Annotated in this window: 19 protein-coding genes; 10 read left to right on the forward strand and 9 right to left on the reverse strand. The window is 64.9% G+C overall.

Features of this window, described 5'->3' with window-relative positions; translation table 11 throughout:
• Nucleotides 1–334: 334 nt before the first annotated feature.
• Nucleotides 335–2,800 (reverse strand): DUF1266 domain-containing protein, encoded by a 2,466-nt coding sequence (locus ACRWQA_RS14280; protein WP_434229476.1) that lies wholly within the window; start codon nucleotides 2,798–2,800, stop codon nucleotides 335–337.
• A 205-nt stretch (nucleotides 2,801–3,005) separates the two neighbouring features.
• On the opposite strand from ACRWQA_RS14280, the gene ACRWQA_RS14285 reads away from it, so the two are divergent.
• The 3 genes from ACRWQA_RS14285 (at nucleotide 3,006) to ACRWQA_RS14295 (ending at nucleotide 7,200) form a co-directional block, all read left to right on the forward strand.
• A complete protein-coding gene (locus tag ACRWQA_RS14285; protein ID WP_434229474.1) occupies nucleotides 3,006–4,451 on the forward strand; it encodes an NAD-dependent succinate-semialdehyde dehydrogenase in 1,446 nt (481 codons plus the stop codon).
• Nucleotides 4,452–4,485: 34 nt separating this feature from the next.
• On the forward strand, nucleotides 4,486–5,778 hold the full coding sequence (gene gabT / locus ACRWQA_RS14290; RefSeq protein WP_263583255.1) for a 4-aminobutyrate--2-oxoglutarate transaminase: 1,293 nt from the start codon (nucleotides 4,486–4,488) through the stop codon (nucleotides 5,776–5,778).
• Between the two features lie 156 nt (nucleotides 5,779–5,934).
• Complete coding sequence (locus ACRWQA_RS14295) at nucleotides 5,935–7,200, forward strand: methyl-accepting chemotaxis protein (RefSeq protein WP_434229472.1); 1,266 nt, start codon at nucleotides 5,935–5,937, stop codon at nucleotides 7,198–7,200.
• A gap of 48 nt (nucleotides 7,201–7,248) precedes the next feature.
• On the opposite strand, the gene katE is transcribed toward ACRWQA_RS14295, so the two are convergent.
• Nucleotides 7,249–9,528: a catalase HPII gene (gene katE / locus ACRWQA_RS14300; protein ID WP_434229470.1), complete on the reverse strand. Its 2,280-nt coding sequence runs from the start codon at nucleotides 9,526–9,528 to the stop codon at nucleotides 7,249–7,251.
• A 123-nt stretch (nucleotides 9,529–9,651) separates the two neighbouring features.
• Here katE and ACRWQA_RS14305 point away from each other — a divergent pair, with 123 nt between their 5' ends.
• On the forward strand, nucleotides 9,652–10,335 hold the full coding sequence (locus ACRWQA_RS14305; protein ID WP_434229468.1) for a hypothetical protein: 684 nt from the start codon (nucleotides 9,652–9,654) through the stop codon (nucleotides 10,333–10,335).
• Between the two features lie 66 nt (nucleotides 10,336–10,401).
• Here the strand turns inward: ACRWQA_RS14305 and ACRWQA_RS14310 are convergent, their stop codons facing one another.
• On the reverse strand, nucleotides 10,402–10,644 hold the full coding sequence (locus ACRWQA_RS14310) for a GlsB/YeaQ/YmgE family stress response membrane protein (RefSeq protein ID WP_197450292.1): 243 nt from the start codon (nucleotides 10,642–10,644) through the stop codon (nucleotides 10,402–10,404).
• 83 nt (nucleotides 10,645–10,727) lie between these two features.
• Nucleotides 10,728–11,282, reverse strand: a complete 555-nt coding sequence (locus ACRWQA_RS14315; protein WP_434229466.1) for a DUF924 family protein — start codon at nucleotides 11,280–11,282, stop codon at nucleotides 10,728–10,730.
• A gap of 82 nt (nucleotides 11,283–11,364) precedes the next feature.
• Here ACRWQA_RS14315 and ACRWQA_RS14320 point away from each other — a divergent pair, with 82 nt between their 5' ends.
• The 6 genes from ACRWQA_RS14320 to ACRWQA_RS14345 all read left to right on the forward strand — a co-directional run bounded on the left by ACRWQA_RS14320 (nucleotide 11,365) and on the right by ACRWQA_RS14345 (nucleotide 16,884).
• Nucleotides 11,365–11,556 carry a hypothetical protein gene (locus ACRWQA_RS14320; protein ID WP_434229464.1) on the forward strand — a complete coding sequence of 64 codons (192 nt, stop codon included), beginning with the start codon at nucleotides 11,365–11,367 and terminating at the stop codon, nucleotides 11,554–11,556.
• 100 nt (nucleotides 11,557–11,656) lie between these two features.
• Entirely contained in the window at nucleotides 11,657–12,652 is a 996-nt protein-coding gene (locus ACRWQA_RS14325) for a GlxA family transcriptional regulator (protein WP_434229462.1), read from the forward strand.
• A 28-nt stretch (nucleotides 12,653–12,680) separates the two neighbouring features.
• Entirely contained in the window at nucleotides 12,681–13,859 is a 1,179-nt protein-coding gene (locus ACRWQA_RS14330; protein WP_434229460.1) for an MFS transporter, read from the forward strand.
• A 26-nt stretch (nucleotides 13,860–13,885) separates the two neighbouring features.
• Entirely contained in the window at nucleotides 13,886–15,277 is a 1,392-nt protein-coding gene (locus ACRWQA_RS14335; protein ID WP_434229458.1) for a YcjX family GTP-binding protein, read from the forward strand.
• Nucleotides 15,274–16,347, forward strand: a complete 1,074-nt coding sequence (locus ACRWQA_RS14340) for a YcjF family protein (protein WP_434229457.1) — start codon at nucleotides 15,274–15,276, stop codon at nucleotides 16,345–16,347. Before ACRWQA_RS14335 ends, ACRWQA_RS14340 begins: the two co-directional genes overlap by 4 nt.
• Nucleotides 16,348–16,425: 78 nt before the next feature.
• Nucleotides 16,426–16,884 (forward strand): universal stress protein, encoded by a 459-nt coding sequence (locus tag ACRWQA_RS14345; RefSeq protein ID WP_263583246.1) that lies wholly within the window; start codon nucleotides 16,426–16,428, stop codon nucleotides 16,882–16,884.
• 51 nt (nucleotides 16,885–16,935) lie between these two features.
• Here ACRWQA_RS14345 and ACRWQA_RS14350 read toward each other — a convergent pair whose 3' ends face one another.
• The 5 genes from ACRWQA_RS14350 to ACRWQA_RS14370 all read right to left on the reverse strand — a co-directional run bounded on the left by ACRWQA_RS14350 (nucleotide 16,936) and on the right by ACRWQA_RS14370 (nucleotide 22,572).
• Complete coding sequence (locus tag ACRWQA_RS14350; protein WP_263583245.1) at nucleotides 16,936–18,057, reverse strand: ABC transporter ATP-binding protein; 1,122 nt, start codon at nucleotides 18,055–18,057, stop codon at nucleotides 16,936–16,938.
• 28 nt (nucleotides 18,058–18,085) lie between these two features.
• Entirely contained in the window at nucleotides 18,086–18,964 is an 879-nt protein-coding gene (locus ACRWQA_RS14355; protein ID WP_263583244.1) for a carbohydrate ABC transporter permease, read from the reverse strand.
• Entirely contained in the window at nucleotides 18,957–19,889 is a 933-nt protein-coding gene (locus ACRWQA_RS14360) for a carbohydrate ABC transporter permease (RefSeq protein ID WP_263583243.1), read from the reverse strand. Before ACRWQA_RS14360 ends, ACRWQA_RS14355 begins: the two co-directional genes overlap by 8 nt.
• An 81-nt stretch (nucleotides 19,890–19,970) precedes the next feature.
• A complete protein-coding gene (locus ACRWQA_RS14365) occupies nucleotides 19,971–21,242 on the reverse strand; it encodes an ABC transporter substrate-binding protein (protein ID WP_446326188.1) in 1,272 nt (423 codons plus the stop codon).
• Nucleotides 21,243–21,360: 118 nt separating this feature from the next.
• Entirely contained in the window at nucleotides 21,361–22,572 is a 1,212-nt protein-coding gene (locus ACRWQA_RS14370) for an AGE family epimerase/isomerase (RefSeq protein WP_434231442.1), read from the reverse strand.
• Nucleotides 22,573–22,626 lie beyond the last annotated feature (54 nt).

Consider the following 22,626-nt stretch of genomic DNA (forward strand, 5'->3'; position numbering starts at 1 on the left):
GTCGTCTGGGGCTTCCAGCGACGATGTCGACGATCCAGCACACCCGGACAGCAACGCCAGCGACACAACGAGCACAGCGATACGACTCGATCTGGCCACCATACTTGCGAAGTCCTCATTCCCTGAGCCACACGCACCCCCGGGTCGAGCGACAAGCCCTACCTGACAGACCCGAGAGGATCGCTGTGGTAGTGGTGCCTGGCAATTCATTGCCCGTACCACTGCCAGAGCGGCCTTGCGACGGCTCGCGACTATTTCTTCGTGAGACTCCCCTCAGGGAGCCGAATCATTAAACCCGCTGACTATAAACCACATTTCGTGACTTGGGCGAGCCCTAATGTAGCGTTTTGACGTCGCCCGGTAGCGTGTCGATATGCATGGGAGCCCAGTGACGCGGCCGGGCCCCGGGGAAATCCAGGCTTGCCCAGGGGCCGGCCAACGGTGGCGCCCCGGAGAGCCACGCGACCAAGGCCTGGCGGAAACCGACGAGGAAGCTCTCGCGCTCGGCCGTTTCGCCCATGAAGAAGGAGAAACCGGCATAGAGTCCCCGGGAATAGGCCTCCCAACTGCCGTAATGTTCAGCGGCCAGTGCATGGGCTCGTTCCAGCACTGCGCTGAAAGCAGCGCCATCCAGCCAACCGAGCTGACGTCCGGCAATAGCCAGGTCCACCGCCTGGGCCACGTCCCATGCGGTCATGTCCAGCTCGTTGCAACCATCGGTGTTGTCGCGAACCCGCTGCAAGCGCAACAGGTGGGTGCGATCCTCCTCACTGCACTCACCGGTTTCGAGCATGGCGATCTCCGAGGCCAACCGCTGGGCATTCAGCGTATAAGGCGCGTAGTTGATCTGGTACTCCTGCCGGTCGCCTGCCTCGAGCAGGAAGTCGAGGAATTCATCGAGCTCGGCTTGGCCATGCAAGCCGTAGTGCCCGTCGATCCACTCACGAATCGAGGCCGCTTCCCGCTCGCTCTCCACATGCGGCTCGCTCCAGGCGGCATTGTTGAGCGGACCTACCAGTGCCATGGCGGTGAAGCGCGACAGGGTCGGGCGTGGGCCTGGCTCGTGCCACTGGGATGAGTGCCAATCGAGCCAATGGAAGGGGCTTCCCGGATCGTCCAGGTGCCAACGGATCTCGTTGGTCAGCGGCGGATGCTCGCCCTCCGGCAGCAGACGCTCCCACTGAGCCCAGGCCTCGAGCAGGCGGCGGGCGTCGGGGTAGAAGCGGCACAGGGTGCTGCGTAGCGCCTCGGCCAAGGCATTCAGCGCCTCGCCATCGAACGCCTCGCAGTCCATCGCCATCTGCAAATAGAAGGCATACTTCTCGGCCATGTGAATGGTCGCCGCATGGCGGCTGCCTTGCTTCAATGCCACGAGGCTGGCCAGATCCTCGGCTTCGGGCCGCCCGAACGGGGTGTCGGCTGCGGGCAAGGCACCATGGGCGGCATCGGCCGCCAGCTGGTTGAGGTGGTGCGCCTGGGCCGGCAGCCAGTAGCGGGTCAACGCTTCCTCACCCTCGTCGGGATGCAGTCCGAGGGTTTCGTCGAGGTAGCGCAGGGCCTCGGCACGCCGCTCGGTGGCCACCGGTACGATTGCCCCTTGCCGCATGCCGAACTCGGGTTCACGCACCGAGGCCAGCGCCAGCACCCAATGGCGGGGCGAACGACGCCAGGCCATGATGGCGCCTCGTGATGCCTCGCGTTCCTCTTCGCTCAACAACTGCTGCAGCGGTGCCCGCCAGGGGCTCACGGGAGAGTTGAGCAGCAGCCCCCAGTCACGCTGCATGTCAGCCAGTCGATCGCGCCCCTCGAACAGACTGCAACCTCGCTGATAGGCGCGTGCCAGCGCCGACCAGTCGCTGTAGCGACGCAGTGCCAGGTCGGCGCCGTGCGTGGCGAAGCCCTCGGCTTCCGATACATCGAGCCAGCCGGCACAGGCACCGGCCCAGGCCAGGTCGACCAGCCGCAGCCAGTCCCAGGCGGCCCACTCCAGCGGCTCACCACGCTCGATGAAGGCGAGCAGCACCCGCCCGTAGTCGTGCTCGGCGCTTGAGAGCCCCTCGTGCCACGCCTGCCGCTCCCCGGCGGTCGCCGCCAGCAGACGCGCGGCATCGAGATCCCACCCTTGCCGATGTCCGTAGCCCGCCAGCCACAGAAGGCTCTGGATCAATCCCGTGCGGTCGTCGATCTGCCAGTGGCGCCACAGCCACTCCTTCGCGTCGGGCCAATCCATCTCACCCGGCGGAACCTCCACCACCGGAGCAAAGGCCGCTCTCAGACGCCAGCCCTGGGCATGAGAAGCGGTGGGCCAGAGCGAGAGGGGCCTGTCCTGGCGCTGCGCGGCAGTCCACTCGGTCAGGGTGTCCCAGGTAATTCCCTCGCCGTCACGCTCGAGGGCCGCCAAGGCCTCGCAGGCCTCCCAGAAGCCGTCGTCACCGCGCACCCAGCCCTCCGAACTCTTGGCATGTCGCAGTGCCTCGAGCCAGCTCTCGAGGTCGTGGTAGTGGCGGGTTATCTCGTCGATCGTGCGTACCAGCCAGCTACGCAAGCGCGGCTCGCTGAGCCAGCCGGTCGATCCGGCCAGGGCGAGCAGCTCGAGTACCGCCAGCAGGCGTGCCGGATCGGCGGTGCCGGTGCCAAAGGCCTCGACCAGACGCCAGCCCAGCTCACCGCGATCGTTGACGCCCAGCACCTGCAACCTGGCGCTAGCCGCCTCGGCCTCGATCGTGTTGGGCTCAGGCTGGAAGGCCCAATCGCACAGGACCAGTTGCTGAGCCCACCAGGCGTAAAGGGGATCGACCAAGTCTCACCTCGACGTTCAACCAGCAGAGATAGAAGTGCAGCACTGCCACACCAAGGAAATCGGCGCCTAGTGTAGCGGAAAGCGCGGCGCACGCCGATGGCTATGGGCTGCTAAAAAAGCTTGGAGGCCTGTTTAAAGGAGTCTTGGCGAAACGTTTTAAATAATGCACACTCGGCAAACAAGATAATCAACACACGGAGCTTCCATGTCACTCCCTGCCGACATCTTCACCGACAAGGCCTTCATCGATGGCCAATGGCGCGATGCCGAACGCCGCTTCAGCGTGACCAACCCCGCCAGCGGCGAGACGCTGGCAACAGTGCCGGACCTCACCGCCGATGATGCCCGCGACGCCGTGGCTGCGGCGGAAGCGGCCTGGCCGGCATGGCGCCGTCAGCCCGCCAAGCAGCGCGCCGCCCTGTTGCGCGCCTGGTTCGACGCCATCATGGCCCACCAGGAGTCGCTGGCGCGCCTGATGACACTGGAGCAAGGCAAGCCGCTGGCCGAATCCCGCGGCGAAGTGGTCTATGGGGCGTCATTCGTGGAGTTCTATGCCGAAGAGGCCAAGCGCATGGCCGGTGAGACTCTGCCCAGCCATGGCGTCGACAAGCGCATCCTGGTCTTCCGCGAGCCGATCGGCGTGGTGGCGGCCATCACGCCGTGGAACTTCCCGCTGGCGATGATCACGCGCAAGTGCGCCCCGGCCCTGGCTGCCGGCTGTCCGGTGGTGATCAAGCCCGCCGAGGCCACGCCGCTGACCGCCCTGGCCCTGGCCAAGCTGGCCGAGCAAGCAGGTTTCCCCAGCGGTGTGCTCAATGTCATCACCGCAAGCCGCCCCGCCGAGATCGGTGAGGTGCTGACCACCGACCCGCGAGTGCGCAAGGTCTCCTTCACCGGCTCCACCGCGGTGGGCAAGCGCCTGCTCGCGCAGTGCGCCGGCACGGTCAAGAAGGCCTCCATGGAGCTCGGCGGCAACGCACCCTTCATCGTCTTCGACGATGCCGACCTGGACGCCGCCGTCGAGGGTGCGGTGGCCTCGAAGTTCCGCAACTCGGGCCAGACCTGCGTGTGTACCAACCGCCTGCTGGTGCAATCCGGCGTCTACGACGCCTTCGTTGAGAAACTGGCCGCCCGTGTCGGCGAGCTCCAGGTGGGCAATGGCCTCGACGAGGGCGTGGTGCAGGGGCCGTTGATCAATACGGCTGCGGTGGACAAGGTGCAATCCCACATTGCCGACGCCCTGGCCAAGGGCGGCAAGCTGGTGTGCGGGGGCGAACCCCATGCGCTGGGCGGCACCTTCTTCCAGCCCACGGTGATCGCCGACGTCACCGATGAGATGCACGTGGCGCGCGAGGAAACCTTCGGCCCGCTGGCGCCGGTATTCCGCTTCGATAGCGATGAACAGGCCATCGCCATGGCCAACGCCACGGAATTCGGCCTGGCGGCGTACTTCTACGCTCGCGACTACCGCCGCATCTGGCATGTGATGGAGGGCCTGGAGTATGGCATGGTGGCCGTCAACGAAGGGATTCTCTCCACTGAACTTGCGCCCTTCGGCGGCGTCAAGGAGTCGGGGCTGGGTCGCGAAGGTTCACACCACGGCCTGGATGAATTCACTGAACTAAAATACGTCTGTGTCGGCGGCCTTTGATCGCCCGCAACGTTCACGTATGAAGGGAGGCTAGATGAATAACGCACAGCTCAACGAACTCAAGCAGCGCTACGTCGCCAACGGCGCCGCCAGCCCCGCCACCCAGTTCGCCGATCGCGCCGAGAACGCGCTGATCTGGGACGCCGACGGCAACCGTATCATCGACTTCGCCGGTGGCATCGGCGTGCTCAACATCGGCCATCGACACCCCAAGGTGGTCGAGGCGGTCAAGGCTCAGCTCGACCGGGTCATGCACACCTGTCAGACCGTGATGCCCTACGAGGGCTACGTGAAGGTCGCCGAGCGCCTGAGCCAGGTCACCCCGGTGCGTGGCCACGCCAAGGTGATGCTGGCCAACTCCGGCGCTGAGGCACTCGAGAACGCGGTGAAGATCGCCCGCGCCGCCACCGGCAAGAACAATGTGATCTGCTTCGACGGCGGCTACCACGGCCGCACCTTCATGACCATGGCCATGAACGGCAAGGTCGCGCCCTACGCCACCGATTTCGGCACCATGCCGGGCAATGTCTTCCGCGCCCCCTACCCCGTGCCCTACCACGGCGTCAGCGAGGACGAGGCCCTGCGCGGCCTGAAGATGGCGATCAAGACCGACGCCAACCCCCGCGATACCGCCGCCATCGTGCTCGAGCCGGTGCTCGGCGAGGGCGGTTTCTACCCCGCTCCGGCCAGCTTCCTCAAGGCGATCCGAGAGATCTGCGACGAGCACGGCATGTTGATGATCGTCGATGAGGTGCAGTCGGGCTTCGGACGCACCGGCAAGCTGTTCGCCATCGAGCACAGCGGCGTCGAGCCGGACATCATCACCATGGCCAAGAGCATGGCCGACGGCATGCCGATCTCCGCCGTGGTGGGGACCGACCGGGTGATGGATGCTTCGGGTGCCAACTCGCTGGGCGGTACCTATACCGGCAACCCGCTCTCCTGCGCCGCGACTCTGGCCGTGCTCGACGTCTTCGAAGAGGAGAACATCCTCGAGAAGAGCCAGGCACTCGGCGACAAGCTGGCCAAGCGCTTCGGTCAGTGGCAGAGCGATTTCGACTGCGTCGACAACGCTCGCAACATGGGCTCCATGGCGGCGATCGACCTAGTGTCGGACAAGGCCAAGCACACGCCGGACGCCGATCTGGCCGCCGCACTGTGCAAGAAGGCCCGCGAGAAGGGATTGATCCTGCTCTCCTGCGGCCTCTACGGCAACACCATCCGCTTCCTGATGCCGGTCACCATCGAGGACGAGATCCTCGAGGAAGGCCTGGACATCGTCGAGGCCGCGCTCAAGGAACTGGTCGGCAGCAAGGCCACCGCCTGATCCTGTCCACTAGCAGCACGAACCTGGCCCGCGACTCGCGGGCCAGGTTCATTTTCCTTAGCTTCAAACAACAGTTTAAGTCAAGTAAAAAAAAGTAAAGTTCTGCTTCAGCAGGTCGATAACAAAGTATGCCCACACCGCGCTGAGGTAATTTTCATGAATTGGCTCCCCCCAACTTCCCGCTCTGCCAAGATGACAGCCATCAAACAAAGCATGGCATATGTCGAGTTTACGCCTGAAGGGGAAGTAGTAGATGCCAATAATCTTTTTCTCTCCTGCATGGGTTACACCCTTGAGGAGATAAAAAAACAGTCTCATCGCATATTCTGTTCGGAAACTTATCTAAAGAGCGGAGATTATTCGCGCTTCTGGGATAAGCTTGCCCAAGGCATCCAGCAAGCGGGGACTTTTCAGCGTATCGCCAAGTCCGGTGAGACGGTATGGCTAGAGGCCACTTATTTTCCGGTGTGTGATCGCAGCGGCAAGGTCATGGGCGTAATCAAAATCGCCTTGAATGTTACCGCCAAACAGCAGGAAGCACTTTCCAAAGAAGCCGTGCTCAGTGCGCTCGACGCCTCCATGGCGGTCATAGAGTTCACACCGCAGGGCGAAATTCTGCGTGCCAATAGTAACTTTCTCAAGGCGTTGGGCTATACAGCCACCCAAGTCGTGGGGCAGCATCACCGAATTTTCTGTAACGATAGCTTTTACCGACAGAACCCTGACTTCTGGGCCAAGCTAGGTGCCGGTGAATTCAGAGCCGGGCAATTCGAACGCTTTACCTCCTCAGGCGAATCGATCTGGATCGAAGCAACGTATAACCCCGTTTTCGATATGGATGGCAAGGTTTCCAAGGTGGTGAAATTCGCCACCGACATCACGCCGCGCATTCGCCAGGCGGAAGCTGCACGCGAGGCCGTCGAATCGGCCAGTAGCGTGGCGACGCAAACCGAGCAAATCGCCATCAGCGGGTTGGAGCGCCTGAGCGAAGCGGTCGGCGACTCCGAACGAGCCAATCAGGAGATCGTCAGCCTCGAGGAAATACTCAACCAGCTCAATGCGCAAGCCAACGACATCAACCGAATCAGCGCGGCGATTTCACGAGTCGCCGAGCAGACCAACCTGCTTTCGCTCAACGCTGCCATCGAAGCTGCGCGCGCGGGCGAACACGGTAAGGGTTTCGCCGTGGTCGCCAGCGAAGTGCGTAAACTGGCTCAGCAGGCCGGAGGGGCCGCCGCCGATATCACCAAGGTGCTGAGTGAAAATGCCGAGCTGACCCTGGCCGCCACGAACAAGATTTCGCTGGCCTCATCGCAAAGCAATTCAACACAGCAGAAACTGTCCGAGGTCACCCGTGTGGTCAATGAAATGCTGGAGGGCGCCAAGCGGGTATCGAGTGCCGTAGAGCGTCTGAACGCCTGACTCCAGCCGGAAGCATCCCGCCAGGCCCACGGCGGGATGCTCGTCTCGTCACGCCGGCATATCGTTGGCCTTCGGGTCGCGCGCCCACACCCGATGCTGCCCCATGGCCTCGCGCAGCGGGGTGAAGACGTCATCCACCGTGGCCCCGGTCAGCACGCCCTCCTCGCCTGTGGGGACGCCTGCCGTATCCAGCAGCAGCTTGCCCTCGCCCACGGCGGCGATCGCCTTGAGGTGTTTGTAGGCCTCCTGCACGTAGTAACGTCCCAGCCCCGACTGGGCCAGAGCATCCACGCTGTCACTGCCGCCAGGCACCACCACCGCGTCCACCGCCACCGAGGGCATGCCGTTGAGCATGGCATCAGGTGTTACGCTCTTGCCGTTCGTCGCCTTCACCGGCGCCATGCTCGGTGCGATCACTTTGCCTTCGGCCCCTTCGGCCTCGAGCTTCTTCTTGATCGCCTCGACCTGAGCGGCATCGACACCGTCGGCCACCAGGATCGCCACCTTCCGATACAGGATGTTGCCCGGTAGGCGCGCCATCAGGCTCAAGGCCGGCGACTCCAGCTGCGAACTCGTGCCCAGCTCTTCGGCAGGGGCCGGCTTTTGGGTCGGCGCCTCGATACCATGGTTTTCGCCTACGCGGCGCGCCAGCTCCAGATCGATGTTGGGCAGGATCTCCTTGATCACCCGCTCGCGGATCCAGGGCCGCTGGACCTTGGAGAGTTCGAAGGTGTAGGCGGCGATGATGTGCTCCTTCTCCACGTCGGTCTGGCTGTTCCAGAACAGCGTGGCCTGGGAGTAGTGATCACCGAACGAGGGGCTGCGGGCGCGGATCTTGTGCGCATCGATGCGCTCGTAGTGGCTCTCGAAACCGCCGTTCTCCGGCGCCGCGGGGGTCTCGCTGGGCCAGCCGCCGTCGATGGAGTTGGGCTCGTAGGAGGCCTGTCCCTTGTTGATGGTCTGCCGGTGCATGGAGTCACGCTGGTTGTTGTGCATCGGGCACACCGGCTGGTTGATGGGTATCTCGTTGAAGTTGGGCCCGCCCAGGCGCAGCATCTGGGTATCGAGATAGGAGAACAGCCGCCCCTGTAGCAGCGGGTCGTTGGTGAAGTCGATGCCCGGCACGATGTGGGCCGGATTGAAGGCCACCTGCTCGGTTTCGGCGAAATAGTTGTCCGGGTTGCGGTTGAGCACCATCTTGCCGATGGGCGTGACCGGGACCAGTTCCTCGGGAATGAGCTTGGTGGGGTCGAGCAGGTCGAAGTCGAACCTGTGCTCGTCCTCTTCCTCGACCACTTGGATGCCGAATTCGTACTCGAGGAAGTCACCGTTCTCGATGTCCTCCCACATCATGCGGCGATTGAAGTCGGGGTCGCGCGCCCATAGCTTCTGCGCCTCGTCCCAGATCAGCGAGCAGGTACCCGCCAGCGGCTTCCAGTGGAACTTCACGAAGCGCGACTTGCCCTGTTTATCGATGAGGCGAAAGGTGTGCACGCCGAAGCCTTCCATGTTGCGGTAGTGGCGCGGGAAGGCACGGTCGGACATGGTCCACAGCACCATGTGGGTCGACTCGGGCATCAGCGAGACGAAGTCCCAGAAGGTGTCGTGGGCCGACTGGCCCTGGGGAATCTCGTTGTGCGGCTCGGGCTTCACCGCGTGGACGAAATCGGGAAACTTGATCGCATCCTGGATGAAGAACACCGGCATGTCGTTGCCGACCAGGTCCCAGTTGCCCTCGTCGGTATAGAACTTGGTGGCGAAACCGCGCACGTCGCGCACGGTGTCGTTGGAGCCGCGTGCACCCTGCACGGTAGAGAAGCGCACGAAGACCGGCGTCTTCTTGCCGGGGTCCTGGAACAAACCCGCCTTGGAGTACTGGGCAGCGTTGTCATAGGGCTGGAAGTAGCCGTGGGCCGCGGCTCCACGAGCGTGAACGATGCGCTCGGGAATGCGCTCGTTGTCGAAGTGGTTGAGCTTCTCGCGGAAGACAAAATCCTCGAGCAGCGTGGGGCCCCGGTCGCCTGCCTTCAGCGAGTTGTGGTTGTCGGCGATGCGCGCGCCGTGATTCGTACGCAGGTCGTGGCCGGTGGCATCACTGCGGTACTTCTCGAGATTCTCCGACTTGCTGTGCTCGTCGGTCTTGAAATCGGTGTCGTTGGGCGCGCCGCTGTTGGGCGTGGTGTGGGGATTGTTCGCCATGCTCGAACTCCTGTAGTCGCGTGGATCCATCCTCTCCTTGCATACGTGGCGCTCCGCCTTGGCCCGGCGGTTATCTTTCTTGTGCCCTCGTCTGACAAGGTAGTCTCGCCCCCCATGGCCGCCAATCACTCCCGGCTATGGAAACAAAAGAAAACATTAATCGGGTTAAGCTGCCGTCGACCGCGGCCGATACTGGGTAACTGAACGAGGCGGCGCACCACCGCGAACGATGGCAAACCGAGGAGTGAATCGATGAAATGGATGACGGCCACCGGCGTGATCGCCACCCTATGCCTGCTGGGCACGACCCAGGTGTACGCGCAAGACAACCGAATGACGCTGGGTGCCGTGGCCGGTACCACCGGCGTAGGTGCCGACATGGCGTGGCGTTTCAGCGAGCGCCTGGGCGTTTCCGCCCGCTACACCGGCGGTGTGGACTGGAACACCGACTACAGCACCGATGACGTCAACTACGATGGCGACGTGAACCTGGCGGCCGGCAAGCTGACACTGGATTATTACCCCACCACCGGCGGCTTCTTTCTCAGCGCCGGCCTCATGCTGCCGGATATCGAGGCCGACGTAGTGGGCCGGCCGCGCAATGGTTCCTATGATTTCAATGGTCGCACCTACGATGCCGAACTCCTGGGCACCCTGCATGGCAAGGCGACTCTTGTCGACGGCGTGCAGCCCTACGCCGGCCTGGGCTGGCGCCAGACGCATCGCAGCGGCTTCGGCGTCTTTGCCGAGGTCGGGGTGATTCCTACCGATCCGGATGTTTCGCTGAGGACTTCGTCCGGGTATGAGGACTCGAACCTGCCAGGATCGGACCAGTTGCGGGAAGAGATTCGCCAGGAGGAGCGGCGGCTCGAGGACGAGGCCGAGAAGTGGCCGGTCTACCCGGTGGCGGTGGTGGGCGTCAGCTACACCTTCTGATGACACTCATCACGAACGAATCGGCCCGGGCAGTTGCCCGGGCCGATTCGTCTCATGCCACCGAAACTAGGATTGTCGGATCTTGGAAATGATCCATAGCAGCACCACCGCGCCGACAGTAGCCGTGACCAGCGAGCCGATGAAGCCACCCGCCTGCAGCCCCAGCAGGCGGAACAGAAAGCCGCCGATCACGGCCCCCACGATACCCACGCCGATGTTGGGCAAAATGCCGAAGCCGCCGCCGCGCATGATGTTGCCGGCAATCCAGCCCGCCAGGCCACCAATGATCAGCCAGGCAATCAGTCCCATATCGTCTCTCCTCTCCTTTTGATCGATGCGGCCCCCATGAGGCCCCGATGGTGCCTAAGCGTGGCTTCCCCGCACAGGGTAGCTCAGAACGAAGAGCCGGGCTGCTCCAGGAAAGCCAGTTCCTCCTCGCTCGACTCTCGCCCCAGGATGGCATTGCGGTGCGGGTAGCGGCCGAAGCGCAGCAGGATGTCACGGTGGAGATGTTCGAAACGCAGGTTGTCCTCGAGCCCCGGCTGGTCGAACAGACGCAGCGCCTCGTCGTGGATAGCGAGCGACTCGCTGTGCATGTAGGGCATGTAGAGGAAGCTGCGCCAGAGCACGTCCAGCTCCCGATCATGGCCTTGGGCCACGGCCTCCTGGGCCAGCACCAGCGCCATGGGGTCCTGGGCGAAGGCGCGCGGATCGTCACGGTAGAGATTGCGCGAGAACTGGTCGAGCACCAGGATCTCGGCCAGCCGTCCCTGCGGCGTATCGCGCCACGGCCATAGCTCACCGGCCGCTGCCGCGGCATGCAGCGCGCCGAAGCGTTCACGGATCATCCCGTCCAGTTCGATATCCTTGCGAAACCACTGGGCCGGCTCGAGCTCCTCGAACCAGAAAGCGATGACCGCGTCGCGGCCGGAAAGCCTCGCATCCATGTCATGTCCTCGGCGTATGGGCTACTGATATCATGCACTTGGGATTTGTTTTTTTCACCCTCCGTTCGTCACGGGAGACTCCATGACGCCCATGCTCGGCATGTTTGCCTTCATCTTCAACCTTGTCGGGCTGGTGATCTGCCTCGCCGGGCTGACGCTTGCCCAGCGCCGGGAGCAACGTAAGCAAGAACGCTGGCCGGGCCATGCCTTGGCCGGACTGGGCTTCCTCATCGCCACGACACCGATCTGGGGACAATGGCTATTGGCGGGATGAAAAAGGCGGCTCGGCGTGTCCGTATCGGTGGGATATTCGTCATTGCAGACATTCCCCGATCGGCGGAGACTGAGCTGGCATCGCTTCGCAGGGAACCGCCATGTCGCGCACCGTCGCCCTTCTTGCCTACTCCGGCTGCCAGTTGCTGGACGTCAGCGGCCCGTGGCAGGTCTTCGCCTCGGCCAATGACCTGAGCGGATGTGAACTCTACCGCCTGCATCTGGCTGCCGATACGCCGGGTAGCGTGGCAACCAACGGTGGTCTGGCATTGCAAGCCGACATCGCCTGGCGTGACCTCGCCACGCTCGGCCCCGTGGATACGCTGCTCATCGCCGGCGGTCGCGGCGTGACCGAGCAGTGCCAAAGGCCCGAGCTGCTCGACGGCCTGTGCGAACGGTCCCGCCAGGTTAGCCGGCTGGGGTCGATCTGCACCGGCGCCTTCCTGCTCGCCGCGGCCGGCTTGCTCGATGGGCGTCAGGCCACCACCCATTGGCGGCACTGCGCCCGACTGGCCTGCGATTATCCCGCGATCCAGGTGATCCCCGATGCACTCTACGTCGAGTCGACCGGACGCTTCACCAGTGCCGGGGTCACCGCCGGTATCGACCTGGCCCTGTCGCTGCTCGAAGCGGACCACGGCAGCGATCTGGCCGGCCAGGTCGCCCGCGAACTCGTGTTGTTCCTGCGGCGTCCCGGTGGGCAGTCGCAGTTCAGCGAAGTGCTGGCCAGCCAGCACCGTGCCAACGGCGCCCTGCGGCTTCTGCTCGACCGGATCCACGCCGACCCCGCCGCGCCGCACCGCCTGGAAACGCTGGCCGACTCGATCGGGGTCACGCCGCGTCACCTTTCACGCCTGTTCCGCCAGCAGCTTGATACCACGCCCGGCACCTACCTGACCCGTCTGCGCCTGGAGCAAGCACGCCTGGCGCTGCTGGCCAGCGAGCGACCGCCGCCGCTGGAACGCCTGGCCAGAGACTGGCAACTGGGCGGCGCGGAGCAACTGAGACGGCTGTTCCAGCGCCATTACGGCATTTCGCCTACCGTGTATTACCAGCGCTTCGGCTCAGGTGGCCGAGTTTCGTCCCCTTCCCCTTGAACATTGCAAGCATGCCCAGGAGGCCGCCATGCCCTTCAATGTAATGCTGCTGTCGCTGTGCCAGGCACTGCTGGTGAGCGGCAATATCCTGCTGATTGCAGTCTCGCCGCTGATCGGTGCCCGCCTCGCCCCCGATCCGGCCTGGTCCACGGCACCGGTCGCCACCCAGTGGCTGGGGTTGATGTGCGCGACCATTCCCGCCTCGCTGATCATGGCGCGGCTGGGGCGCAAGCGCGGCTTCATGCTAGGCAACCTGCTGGGGCTCGTCGGCGTGGCCGTCGCTGCCCAGGCCCTGGTGGCCGAGGCCTTCTTCCTCTTCATGCTGGGTACTTGGCTGATCGGCATCGGTATCGGCTTCGGTCAGCTCTACCGATTCGCCGCGGTGGAAGCCGCTCCGATGGCGCTGCGCGATCGGGCCATCGGCCTGGTCATGGGTGGCGGCGTACTGGCCGCCTTCTTCGGCCCGTGGCTGGCCCGTATCAGCCGCGAAGCGGCCACCACCCCCTTCCTCGGCAGCTTCCTCGGTCTGGGTGCGCTCTATCTGGTGGCCCTGCTGGTGCTGCTGGCTACGCACCTCCCGCCCCCCGCGAGAACCCACGGCGGCGGCCAGCCACGGCCGCTCGGCGAGATCGTGCGCCAGCCGGTGTTCCTGGTGGCGGTACTCTCAGCGCTGATCGGCTACGGCGTGATGAACCTGGCGATGACCGCCACTCCGCTGGCCATGGCCGGCGCCGGCCACCACTTCGATCATGTCGCCACCACGATCCAGTGGCACGTGCTGGCGATGTTCCTGCCCTCGTTCGCCACCGGCCACCTGACGGCACGCTTCGGCGCCCCCCGCATGATCGCGGCGGGCTGCTTACTGCTGGCGGCGAGCGGCCTGGCCGCCCAGGTCGAGGCCGGCGTGGCGGGGTTTCACTTCGCCCTGATCCTGCTCGGGCTGGGCTGGAACTTCACCTTCCTGCCCGCAACAGGTCTGCTCACCGAGGCGTATCGGCCGGAGGAGAAGGCCCGCACCCAGGCCGCCAACGAATTCCTGGTCTTCTCCACCGTGGCCGTCACCGCACTGCTGGCGGGGCCGCTGGTCAATCTGCTCGGCTGGACGCTGCTCAATGCCATGCTGGTGCCGCTGGCATTGGTACCGATCGCGCTGCTGGCCTGGCAGCGCCTTGCCAGACGCCGCCAAGACCCTCACATTAGCGGCTGACACTGCTGTGAAGGGATTCCACGCCAATGCGCCAGTCGCTCACTCGGGAGCTGACCAACCTGATCGAACGCGGTCGCGACCGCCAGCTGCGCCTGGCGGTCACCGGGCTCTCGCGCTCGGGCAAGACCGCCTTTCTCACTTCGCTGGTCAACCAGTTGCGCCACGCCGGGCTCGAAGCGCGGCTGGACCTGATGCCGGCGGCCCGCGAAGGGCGCCTGCTGGGCGCCCGCCGGGTCAGCCAGCCCGACCTCGGAGTGCCGCGTTTCCCCTATGACCAGGCCATGGCGGCGCTCGACGACGAGCCGCCGCGCTGGCCCGAACCGACCCGCGGCATCAGCGAGCTGCGCCTGTCGATTCGCTATCGCCCGGCGCGGCGTGGGTTGCTGCGCAGCGAGACCGCCGAGCTCAGCCTCGACCTGTTCGACTACCCCGGGGAGTGGCTGCTCGACCTGCCGCTGCTGGGCCACGACTACCCGGGCTGGAGCCGTGCCATGCTGGCCGGCGCCGGTGAGCAGCGCCGCGCCCTGCTCGCCGAATGGGAGCATGCAGCGGCCAGGCTCGACCCCGCTGCCGAGGCCAACGAGGCCGAGCTTGCCGAGATCGCCGCGCTCTATGCGCGGAGCCTGCAGGCCGCTCGCGAGGCGGGCTTCGCCAACCTGCAGCCGGGCCGCTTCCTGCTACCGGGCGACCTGGAGGGTGCCCCTGTGCTGCAGTTCTTCCCACTGCCGGCCCTTGCCGATGCCGACGACGCGGCGCTGGCCAAGCTGCCGTCGGAGAGCGTCTACGCCACTCTCGCCGCACGCTTTCGTCACTACCAGCAGCACATCGTGCGGCCCTTCTACCGCGATCACTTCCGCCGTTTCGACCGCCAGATCGTGCTGGTCGACGTGCTCGGCGCCCTCAACGCCGGCCCGGAGCGCTTCGAAGACCTCTCCCAGGCGCTGGCAACGCTGATGCAGAGCTTCGACTACGGCAAGCGCAGCCTGCTTTCACGGCTGTTCGCACCGCGTATCGACCGGCTGACGATTGCCGCGACCAAGGCCGACCACGTCACGCCTGAACAGCACACCAACCTGAGCGCCCTGCTCGAGGCGCTCCTCGCCGAGCCGCTGCAGGACCTGCGCTACGCCAACGTGCCGGTGAAGGCGCTGTCGCTGGCGGCCATACGCGCCACCGAGGCCCACTTGGTGGATCGCAAGGGTGAGCGCACCCCGGCCCTGCGCGGCACCACGCTCGAGGGCGAAGAAGTGCTGGTCTTCCCCGGCGAGGTACCGGCGAGGCTGCCCGAAGCCGAGTTCTGGGCCCGCCAAGGGTTCGACTTTCGCGCCTTTCGCCCCGCCCCGCGAGAGGGCGGCGCCCTGCCCCACATCCGGCTCGACGCCGCACTGGACTGGCTGATCGGAGACAAGCTGAAATGAGCGACCGCCATCACGAGCCGCGGGGCGATGACCCGCGGCCAGCCCGCCGCTTCACCCTCGACGAACCGGTCGAGCCGGGCCAGGCGTCGCCCCGGCCACGCCTGGATTTCGACAGCCAACTGCCGACGCAGCCGGTGGAAGAGGCCCCTGTCAGCAGCGCCGAACGCGACCTTGACGTGAGCCTCGGCCGCCCGCGCAAGCGCCGCTGGGGGCTTCTCGCGCTGCTCGGTGGCGGCATCGCGCTGGGCACGGCCGAACTGGCCATGAACCTGCCCGATGCGCTGCTCGGCGGTGACTGGCTCAGCGGCGGCTGGTACCTGCTGGGGCTTGGTGCCATTGCCCTGGGTGCCGGGGCACTACTGCGCGAGGCCTGGCGACTGCGCCGCCTGAAGCGCCACGATGCCCTGCGTAGCCGACTGGCCGGGCTGCCCGAGGCCGATGCCGAGCAGGCGTTCCATCTGGCCAGGGTACTCAAGCAGCAGTTGGGGCTCGACGACGATCATCCCCACTGGCAAGCCTTCCTCGACGCCCGTGAACCGCACCACGCCGGCGCGGAGGTCCAGCAGTTGCTGGCCCACCACCTGCTGGCCCCGCGCGACCGCCAGGCTCGCCGCCTGATTTCGCGCATGGCCGGTGAGACGGCCGTCATGGTGGCCGTCAGCCCGCTGACGCTGGTCGACATGTTCCTGGTGGCGTGGCGCAGCCTGACGATGATCGACCGCATCTGCCGCCTCTACGGGCTCGAACTGGGCTATGCCAGCCGCCTGCGGCTGCTGCGTAACGTGCTCTACAACATGGCCTTTGCCGGCGCCACCGAGATGGCCAGCGATGCGGGGATGGAACTGCTTTCGCTGAACCTGGCCGGTCGCCTCTCGGCACGCGCCGGCCAGGGTATGGGCGTGGGCCTGCTGAGTGCCCGTCTCGGCCTGCGCACCCTGCGGCTTACCCGTCCGCTGGTATTCGCTGAGGGCGAGGCGCCGCGCATGGCCGACCTGCGCAGCGAACTCTGGCAGCAACTGCGACGACTGGAGGAAACCCGGCGACCGGGCGGCGATCCGCCGAGATCTTGATCCGGGTCATGACGCCTCGGGTACAAGGGTCTAGGCTCGTGGGAACCGATCGCCCAACCGCGAAACAAGGAAAGCGCCATGTATACCTCCATCCTGGTACCCGTCGACGGTTCCGAAGGAGCCAAGAAAGCCCTCGAGGTCGCCTGTCAACTGGCCAGTCAGGACAATGCCACCCTGCATATCCTGCACATCCCCGAGGAATTCACTCACGAGACGACATTGGTATGGGGTATCGGCGCCATTGCCATCGAGGCGTCCCGCCAGGAGCGCCAGGAGCCTCGGATGCGCCAGGACATCGGCAAGCAGATCGTCGACAGGGCAGAGAAAGCGGCCCGCGCCAAGGGGGTGACCCGGGTCGAGACGATCATCGGCCAGGGCGACCCCGCTCGCACCATCGTCAGCGAAGCCAAGCGTCGTGGCGTCGAGGCCATCGTCATGGGTAGCCGCGGCCTGAGCGACCTGCGTGGGCTGGTGGTGGGCAGCGTGTCGCACAAGGTCAGCCACGTGGCCGAGTGCACGGTAATCACCGTACGCTGAAGGAAAGACCCGATAGGCCGCCAACCCTCGGCAGGCGGCCTATCCGTGGGTTCAGGCCAGACGCTTCTCCGTCGCGCTGTCGAACAGCACTGCACGGGCCATGTCGATGCGCAGCGCCAGGCGTTCGCCTGCCGCCACCCGGCACTTGGGCCCGACCCGGGCCGTGGCCTCGCCCTCGCCGAGCTTCAGTTGCAGCAGGATATCGGCCCCGGTGGGCTCGACCACGGTGATCTGCGGCGTGAGCAATACGCCCTCGTCGTAGCCGCTCAGTCGCGCGTCGTCCTCGGCGAAATGCTCGGGCCGCAGCCCCAGGATCACCGGTTTCCCCACTCGCTCGGCCATGGCCGCGGTGGCTCTTTCACGTGGCCAGGGCAACCGCAGGGACGGTTCGTCCGGCGTGTCGACACACACGTGGTACTCGCCGCCCTCCTCCTCCAGTGTGGCGGCGATGAAGTTCATCGACGGCGAGCCCATGAAACCGGCCACGAAGATGTCCACGGGGTTGTTGTAGACCTCGTCGGGCGAGCCAAGCTGGAGAATGCGGCCGTCGCGCATCACCGCGATGCAGTCGGCCAGCGTCATGGCTTCGATCTGGTCGTGGGTGACATAGACGATAGTGGTGCCCAGGCGCTGATGCAGCTTCTTGATCTCGGTACGCATGTCGACGCGCAGCTTGGCGTCGAGGTTGGAAAGCGGCTCGTCGAACAGGTAGACCTTGGGTTCACGCGCCAGCGCCCTGCCCATGGCAACCCGCTGGCGCTGGCCGCCGGAGAGCTGCGACGGCTTGCGCTCGAGCAGATGGGAAATCTGCAGCAGGTCGGCGACCCGTTCGACGGCGGCCTCGCGCTCGACCTTGGGCACCTTGCGCATCTCCAGGCCGAAGCTGATGTTCTCGCGCACCGTCATGCTCGGATAGAGCGCATAGGACTGGAACACCATGGCGATATCGCGCTCCGCCGGGGTCTGCCAGGTGACGTCCTCGCCGGCGATGCGGATCTCGCCGGAGGTGACCGGCTCGAGCCCGGCAATGGCGTTCATCAGCGTCGACTTGCCGCAACCCGAAGGCCCCACCAGGATCAGGAACTCACCCGAGTCGATTGCCAGGCTCACGTCCTTGAGCACCTGCTCGCTGCCGAAGTCCTTGCAGACATTGTTGATTTCAAGTGCTGCCATGTCGAAAACCTCGTGATTGTTATTTAGCTCAGCCCTTGACCGAGCCTGCCGTGAGCCCACGGACGAAATACTTGCCGGCCAGTACGTAAACGATCAGCGTGGGCAGCGCGGCGATCATGGCCGCCGCCATGTCGACGTTGTATTCCCGTGCACCGGTAGACGTATTGACCAGGTTGTTGAGCGCCACCGTGACCGGCTGGGTGTTGTGGGCCGAGAAGGCCACGCCGAACAGGAAGTCGTTCCAGATCTGGGTGAACTGCCAGATCACCGAGACCACGATGATCGGTGCCGACACCGGCAGCAGGATGCGCCAGAAGATGCGGAAGAAGCCGGCACCGTCGAGCTTGGCCGCCGATATCAGCTCGGTGGGCACCGCCACGTAGAAGTTGCGGAAGAACAGCGTGGTAAAAGCGATGCCGAAGATCACGTGGACCAGGATCAAGCCCGCCCGCGAACTCGACAGCCCCAGCCAGCCCAGCGTCTGCGCCATCGGCAGCAGCACCACCTGAAAGGGAATGAAACAGCCGAACAGCATCAGCGCGAAGACGAGCTCCGAGCCCCTGAAGCGCCACTTGGTCAGTGCATAGCCGTTGAGCGCGCCAATGGTGGTGGAGATCAGCACGGCGGGCACCACGATGGCGATGGAGTTGAAGAAGTAGACGCCGACACCTTCGCAGCGCATACCGGTACAGGCTTCGCCCCATGCCTTGGCCCAGGGCGCCAGCGTGGGGTCCTGCGGCAGCGAGAGCAGCGTGCCGGGAGTGATCTCGGCCAGCGGTTTCACCGAGGTGATCAGCATTACCGCGAGCGGCATCAGGTAGAACAGGGCCGCCACAATCAGCACGGCATAGAGCGAGAAGCGGGCAATACGAGCACCGGGCGTGCGGCGACGGATCACATTATCCATGGCGACGGCTCCTCAGCTCGGAATAGAGATAGGGAATCAGGATCGCCAGTACACCGCCCAGCATCAGCATGGCGCTGGCCGAGCCCAGGCCGATCTGCGCCCGGGTGAAGGCGTGTGCGTACATGAAGGTCGCGGGGAGATCGGAAGCATAGCCGGGCCCGCCACCGGTGAGCGCCACCACCAGGTCGAAGCTCTTGATGGCGATGTGCGAGAGGATCATCACCGCACTGAACACCACCGGGCGCAGGCAGGGAATCACCACTCGCCAGTAGATGCGCGGCAGGCTGGCACCGTCGAGCTGGGCCGCCTTGAGGATGCTGTCGTCAATGCCGCGCAGCCCGGCCAGGAACAGCGCCATGACGAAGCCGGAAGCCTGCCACACCGCGGCGATTACCAGGGTGTAGACGGCCATGTCGGGGTCCACCAGCCAGTCGAAGCGGAAATCCTCGAAGCCCCAGTTGCGCACCATCGCCTGGATGCCGAGGCCGGGGTTGAGCAGCCATTTCCACACCACGCCGGTGACGATGAACGAGAGCGCCATGGGGTAGAGATAGACGGTGCGCAGCGCGCCCTCCTGGCGGATACGCTGGTCGAGCAGGATGGCGAGTAGCAGCCCCAGCGCCAGGCAGATGACGACGAACAGGCCACCGAACACCACCAGGTTGGTGGAAGCCACCCACCAACGGTCGTTGGCCATCAGCCGCGCATACTGGGCAAAGCCGACGAACTCGTAGCTGGGCAGCATGCGCGAGTTGGTCAGCGACAGAATGAAGGTCCACAGCATGAAGCCGTAGACGAAGAACAGCGAGATGGCGATGGACGGCGCCAATACCAGCTTGGGCAGCCAGGTCTGGAGCAGGCCGGGACGGCTGCGCCGTGAACCGGGACCTGCGGCCGGTTGCACCACGGAACTTGAGAGGGACATAGCGGGAAACCTCGGGCGTGAACGGCATGCTACTGGGAGCGGGCCTGCACGGGCAGGCCCGCCCCGCCTTCCGACTGCGGGTTACAACGCAGCCTGGGCGGCATTCACCATCCGCCGGGCAGCCTCATCGGCGGCCATGTCACGTGAGTTGAAGTAGTTGGTCACCACATCGAAGATGGCACCCTGCACGTCTGCGCGCACGGCCATGCCATGCGCCATGCTGGGTACCAGGCCGCCCTCATCCGCGGTGCGCTGGAAGTCCTCGAGGGACTGTTGGGCACACTGGTCGAACTCGCTCATGTCGAGATCGGGACGAGCGGGAATCGAGCCCTTGGCCAGGTTGAAAGCCTCCTGGAACGTCGGTTCCAGTACCAGGCGTGCCAAGGCATGCTGGGCCTCCTGTTCCTCGCCTTCGACGCGGAACATGGCCAGGCTGTCGATGTTGAAGGTGAAGGCATCCTGGGTGCCCGGGGCAGCAGCGCAGAGATAGTCCTCCCCGGCGGTGAGGCCGGCGGCGGTGAACTCACCCTTGGCCCAGTCGCCCATCAACTGCATGCCGGCATCGCCATTGATGACCATGGAGGTGGCAATGTTCCAGTCGCGGCCCGACATGTCATCGTCCATCAGTTCGCGCAGACGCTTGAAGGTCTCCAGCGCCTCGATCATCTGCTCGCTGCCCAGCGCCTCTTCGTCGAGATCGACCAGAGCCTGCCGGTAGAATTCGTTGCCCCCGGTAGCCAGCAGCACACTCTCGAATACGGTGGCGTCCTGCCAGGCTTGGCCACCGTGGGCCAGGGGGATGTAGCCCGCCTCGCGAATCGCCTCGCCGGCGGCGAACAGCTCGTCCAGCGTGGTCGGCATCTCGACGCCGGCGGCATCGAGCACCTCCGGGTTGGCCCACAGCCAGTTGACCCGGTGCACGTTGACCGGTACCGCCACGTATTCGCCGTCATGCTTCATCACGTCGGACACCACCGCGGGCAACAAATCGTCCCAGCCCTCCGACATGGCAACCTCTTCGAGACTGCCGAGCAGGCCGAGTTCACCCCACTCCTGGATCTCGGGCCCCTTGATCTGGGCCGCCGAAGGCGGGTTACCGGACATGGCGCGGGACTTGAGCACGGTCATGGCGGTCTCGCCACCGCCACCGGCCACGGCGAAATCCTCCCAGCCGTAGCCTTCGGCTTCCATCAACTCCTTGAGCACATTGGCGGCCCGGGCCTCGCCACCGGAGGTCCACCAGTGCAGCACCTCCACCTCGGCGGCCTGGGCATGCGCCGCGGTCACGGTCGCGGCGATGGTCAGGCCGAGAAGGGATTTGCGAAACAGGGAAGTCGGCATTTGTGCGCGCATTAGGCGTGTCTCCGATATTGTTAGAAGTATGATTGACCGCGAGAGACGGACAGCAACAACGTTAGCCCATTCGGGTCCAGGCCAGGGTTACCTAGTAATGGATAGTGTTACGCCAATATTACGAGCCTGAAACATTCCGCAGGGTTTCGATGACGTCGTAGCACGCCCCCATGGTGTGGTAATCGACTTTTCCCGCCGGGCTCTTCTCATCGGAGTAGCGTCGGTTGTCGGGCGTCAGGATGCGATACCAGGCACCGTGGCGATGGTCGATCATGTGCTGCCAGCTGAATTCCCACAGCCGCTCGTACCACTGCCAGAACTCAGGCGCCCCGGTACGCTGGCCGAGCATTGCTGCACAGGCCAGGGACTCGGCCTGTACCCAGAAGTACTTGTCCCCATCGAAGAGGTTGCCTTCCAGGTCGAGGCCGTACACCAGGCCACCGTGCTCGGGGTGCCATCCGGCTTGCACGCTGCTCAGGAACAGTTGGCTCGCCGTGGGCAGCAGCCACGCTTCGGGGGCACGCCGCTCCAGCTGCAACAGCAGCTTGGCCCATTCGGTCTGATGGCCCACCTGATAACCCCAGGGCCGGAACAAATGGCATGGATCGTCGCGGTGAAACTCGAGGTCGGGCTGCCATTGGCGGTCGTAGTGCTCCCAGACCCAGCCCCACTGCTCGGGTTTGCTTTCGCCGGCAGCGCTCTGTCCCGCCGCCTTCAGGCAGAACGCGCGGGCAAGCTGCAGCGCACGCTCGAGGAAGGCTCGGTCGCCGGTGGCATCGTAAGCGGCGATCAACGCCTCGCAGCTGTGCATGTTGGCGTTCTGGCCGCGATAGTCCGCTACCCGCCAGTGCCGGTCCGCCTCATCGGCATAGCGCTGCCACTGTGTTTCCCAGAAACGGCTCGTCTGGAGTTCGTGCACGCGATACAGGCCCTGACGCGCCTCTTCCATGCCGGCCTTGAGCGCCGTCGCATAGGCCAGCAGCACGAAGGCCAGGCCATAACAGTGGTTGGTATCGTCCTCGACCCGTCCATCGACGAGCGTCCAGGCATAACCCTGGACGTCAGGCTGGAAGTGGCAGCGCTCTAGAAACTCCAGGCCGTGTCGCGCCCCATCCAGATATTCGGGTTGCTGGAAATGTTCGGCGTAGCGAGCGTAGGTAAAGACGTAACGCGCACTGGAAACCAGATGTCGATGGTGTCGATCGTAGATCTCGCCATCGTCCCGCAGGTAGTGGAAGAACCCGCCGTGGGGGTCGATGGCACGTGGGTGGTAGAACGCCATGGTCTTGCGGACATGAGCTTCGAGAGAGGCGATATCGTAGAAGTCCATGATCGAGTCCTTGAAAGCGTCGAAACGCCTAACCTAACCGATCGCTACGGCCAC

The sequence above is a fragment of the Billgrantia sp. C5P2 genome, from assembly GCF_051062895.2.

Bases quoted from the DNA above. Each gene is read 5' to 3' on its own strand.
- ACRWQA_RS14330 (WP_434229460.1), top strand. From the start codon at position 12,681: ATGCCCTTCAATGTAATGCTGCTGTCGCTGTGCCAGGCACTGCTGGTG.
- ACRWQA_RS14345 (WP_263583246.1), top strand. From the start codon at position 16,426: ATGTATACCTCCATCCTGGTACCCGTCGACGGTTCCGAAGGAGCCAAG.
- ACRWQA_RS14295 (WP_434229472.1), top strand. From the start codon at position 5,935: ATGAATTGGCTCCCCCCAACTTCCCGCTCTGCCAAGATGACAGCCATC.
- ACRWQA_RS14335 (WP_434229458.1), top strand. From the start codon at position 13,886: ATGCGCCAGTCGCTCACTCGGGAGCTGACCAACCTGATCGAACGCGGT.
- ACRWQA_RS14315 (WP_434229466.1), bottom strand. From the start codon at position 11,282: ATGGATGCGAGGCTTTCCGGCCGCGACGCGGTCATCGCTTTCTGGTTC.
- ACRWQA_RS14320 (WP_434229464.1), top strand. From the start codon at position 11,365: ATGACGCCCATGCTCGGCATGTTTGCCTTCATCTTCAACCTTGTCGGG.
- ACRWQA_RS14370 (WP_434231442.1), bottom strand. From the start codon at position 22,572: ATGGACTTCTACGATATCGCCTCTCTCGAAGCTCATGTCCGCAAGACC.
- ACRWQA_RS14285 (WP_434229474.1), top strand. From the start codon at position 3,006: ATGTCACTCCCTGCCGACATCTTCACCGACAAGGCCTTCATCGATGGC.
- ACRWQA_RS14360 (WP_263583243.1), bottom strand. From the start codon at position 19,889: ATGTCCCTCTCAAGTTCCGTGGTGCAACCGGCCGCAGGTCCCGGTTCA.
- ACRWQA_RS14325 (WP_434229462.1), top strand. From the start codon at position 11,657: ATGTCGCGCACCGTCGCCCTTCTTGCCTACTCCGGCTGCCAGTTGCTG.
- ACRWQA_RS14310 (WP_197450292.1), bottom strand. From the start codon at position 10,644: ATGGGACTGATTGCCTGGCTGATCATTGGTGGCCTGGCGGGCTGGATT.
- ACRWQA_RS14340 (WP_434229457.1), top strand. From the start codon at position 15,274: ATGAGCGACCGCCATCACGAGCCGCGGGGCGATGACCCGCGGCCAGCC.
- ACRWQA_RS14350 (WP_263583245.1), bottom strand. From the start codon at position 18,057: ATGGCAGCACTTGAAATCAACAATGTCTGCAAGGACTTCGGCAGCGAG.
- ACRWQA_RS14305 (WP_434229468.1), top strand. From the start codon at position 9,652: ATGAAATGGATGACGGCCACCGGCGTGATCGCCACCCTATGCCTGCTG.
- ACRWQA_RS14355 (WP_263583244.1), bottom strand. From the start codon at position 18,964: ATGGATAATGTGATCCGTCGCCGCACGCCCGGTGCTCGTATTGCCCGC.
- ACRWQA_RS14365 (WP_446326188.1), bottom strand. From the start codon at position 21,242: ATGCGCGCACAAATGCCGACTTCCCTGTTTCGCAAATCCCTTCTCGGC.
- gabT (WP_263583255.1), top strand. From the start codon at position 4,486: ATGAATAACGCACAGCTCAACGAACTCAAGCAGCGCTACGTCGCCAAC.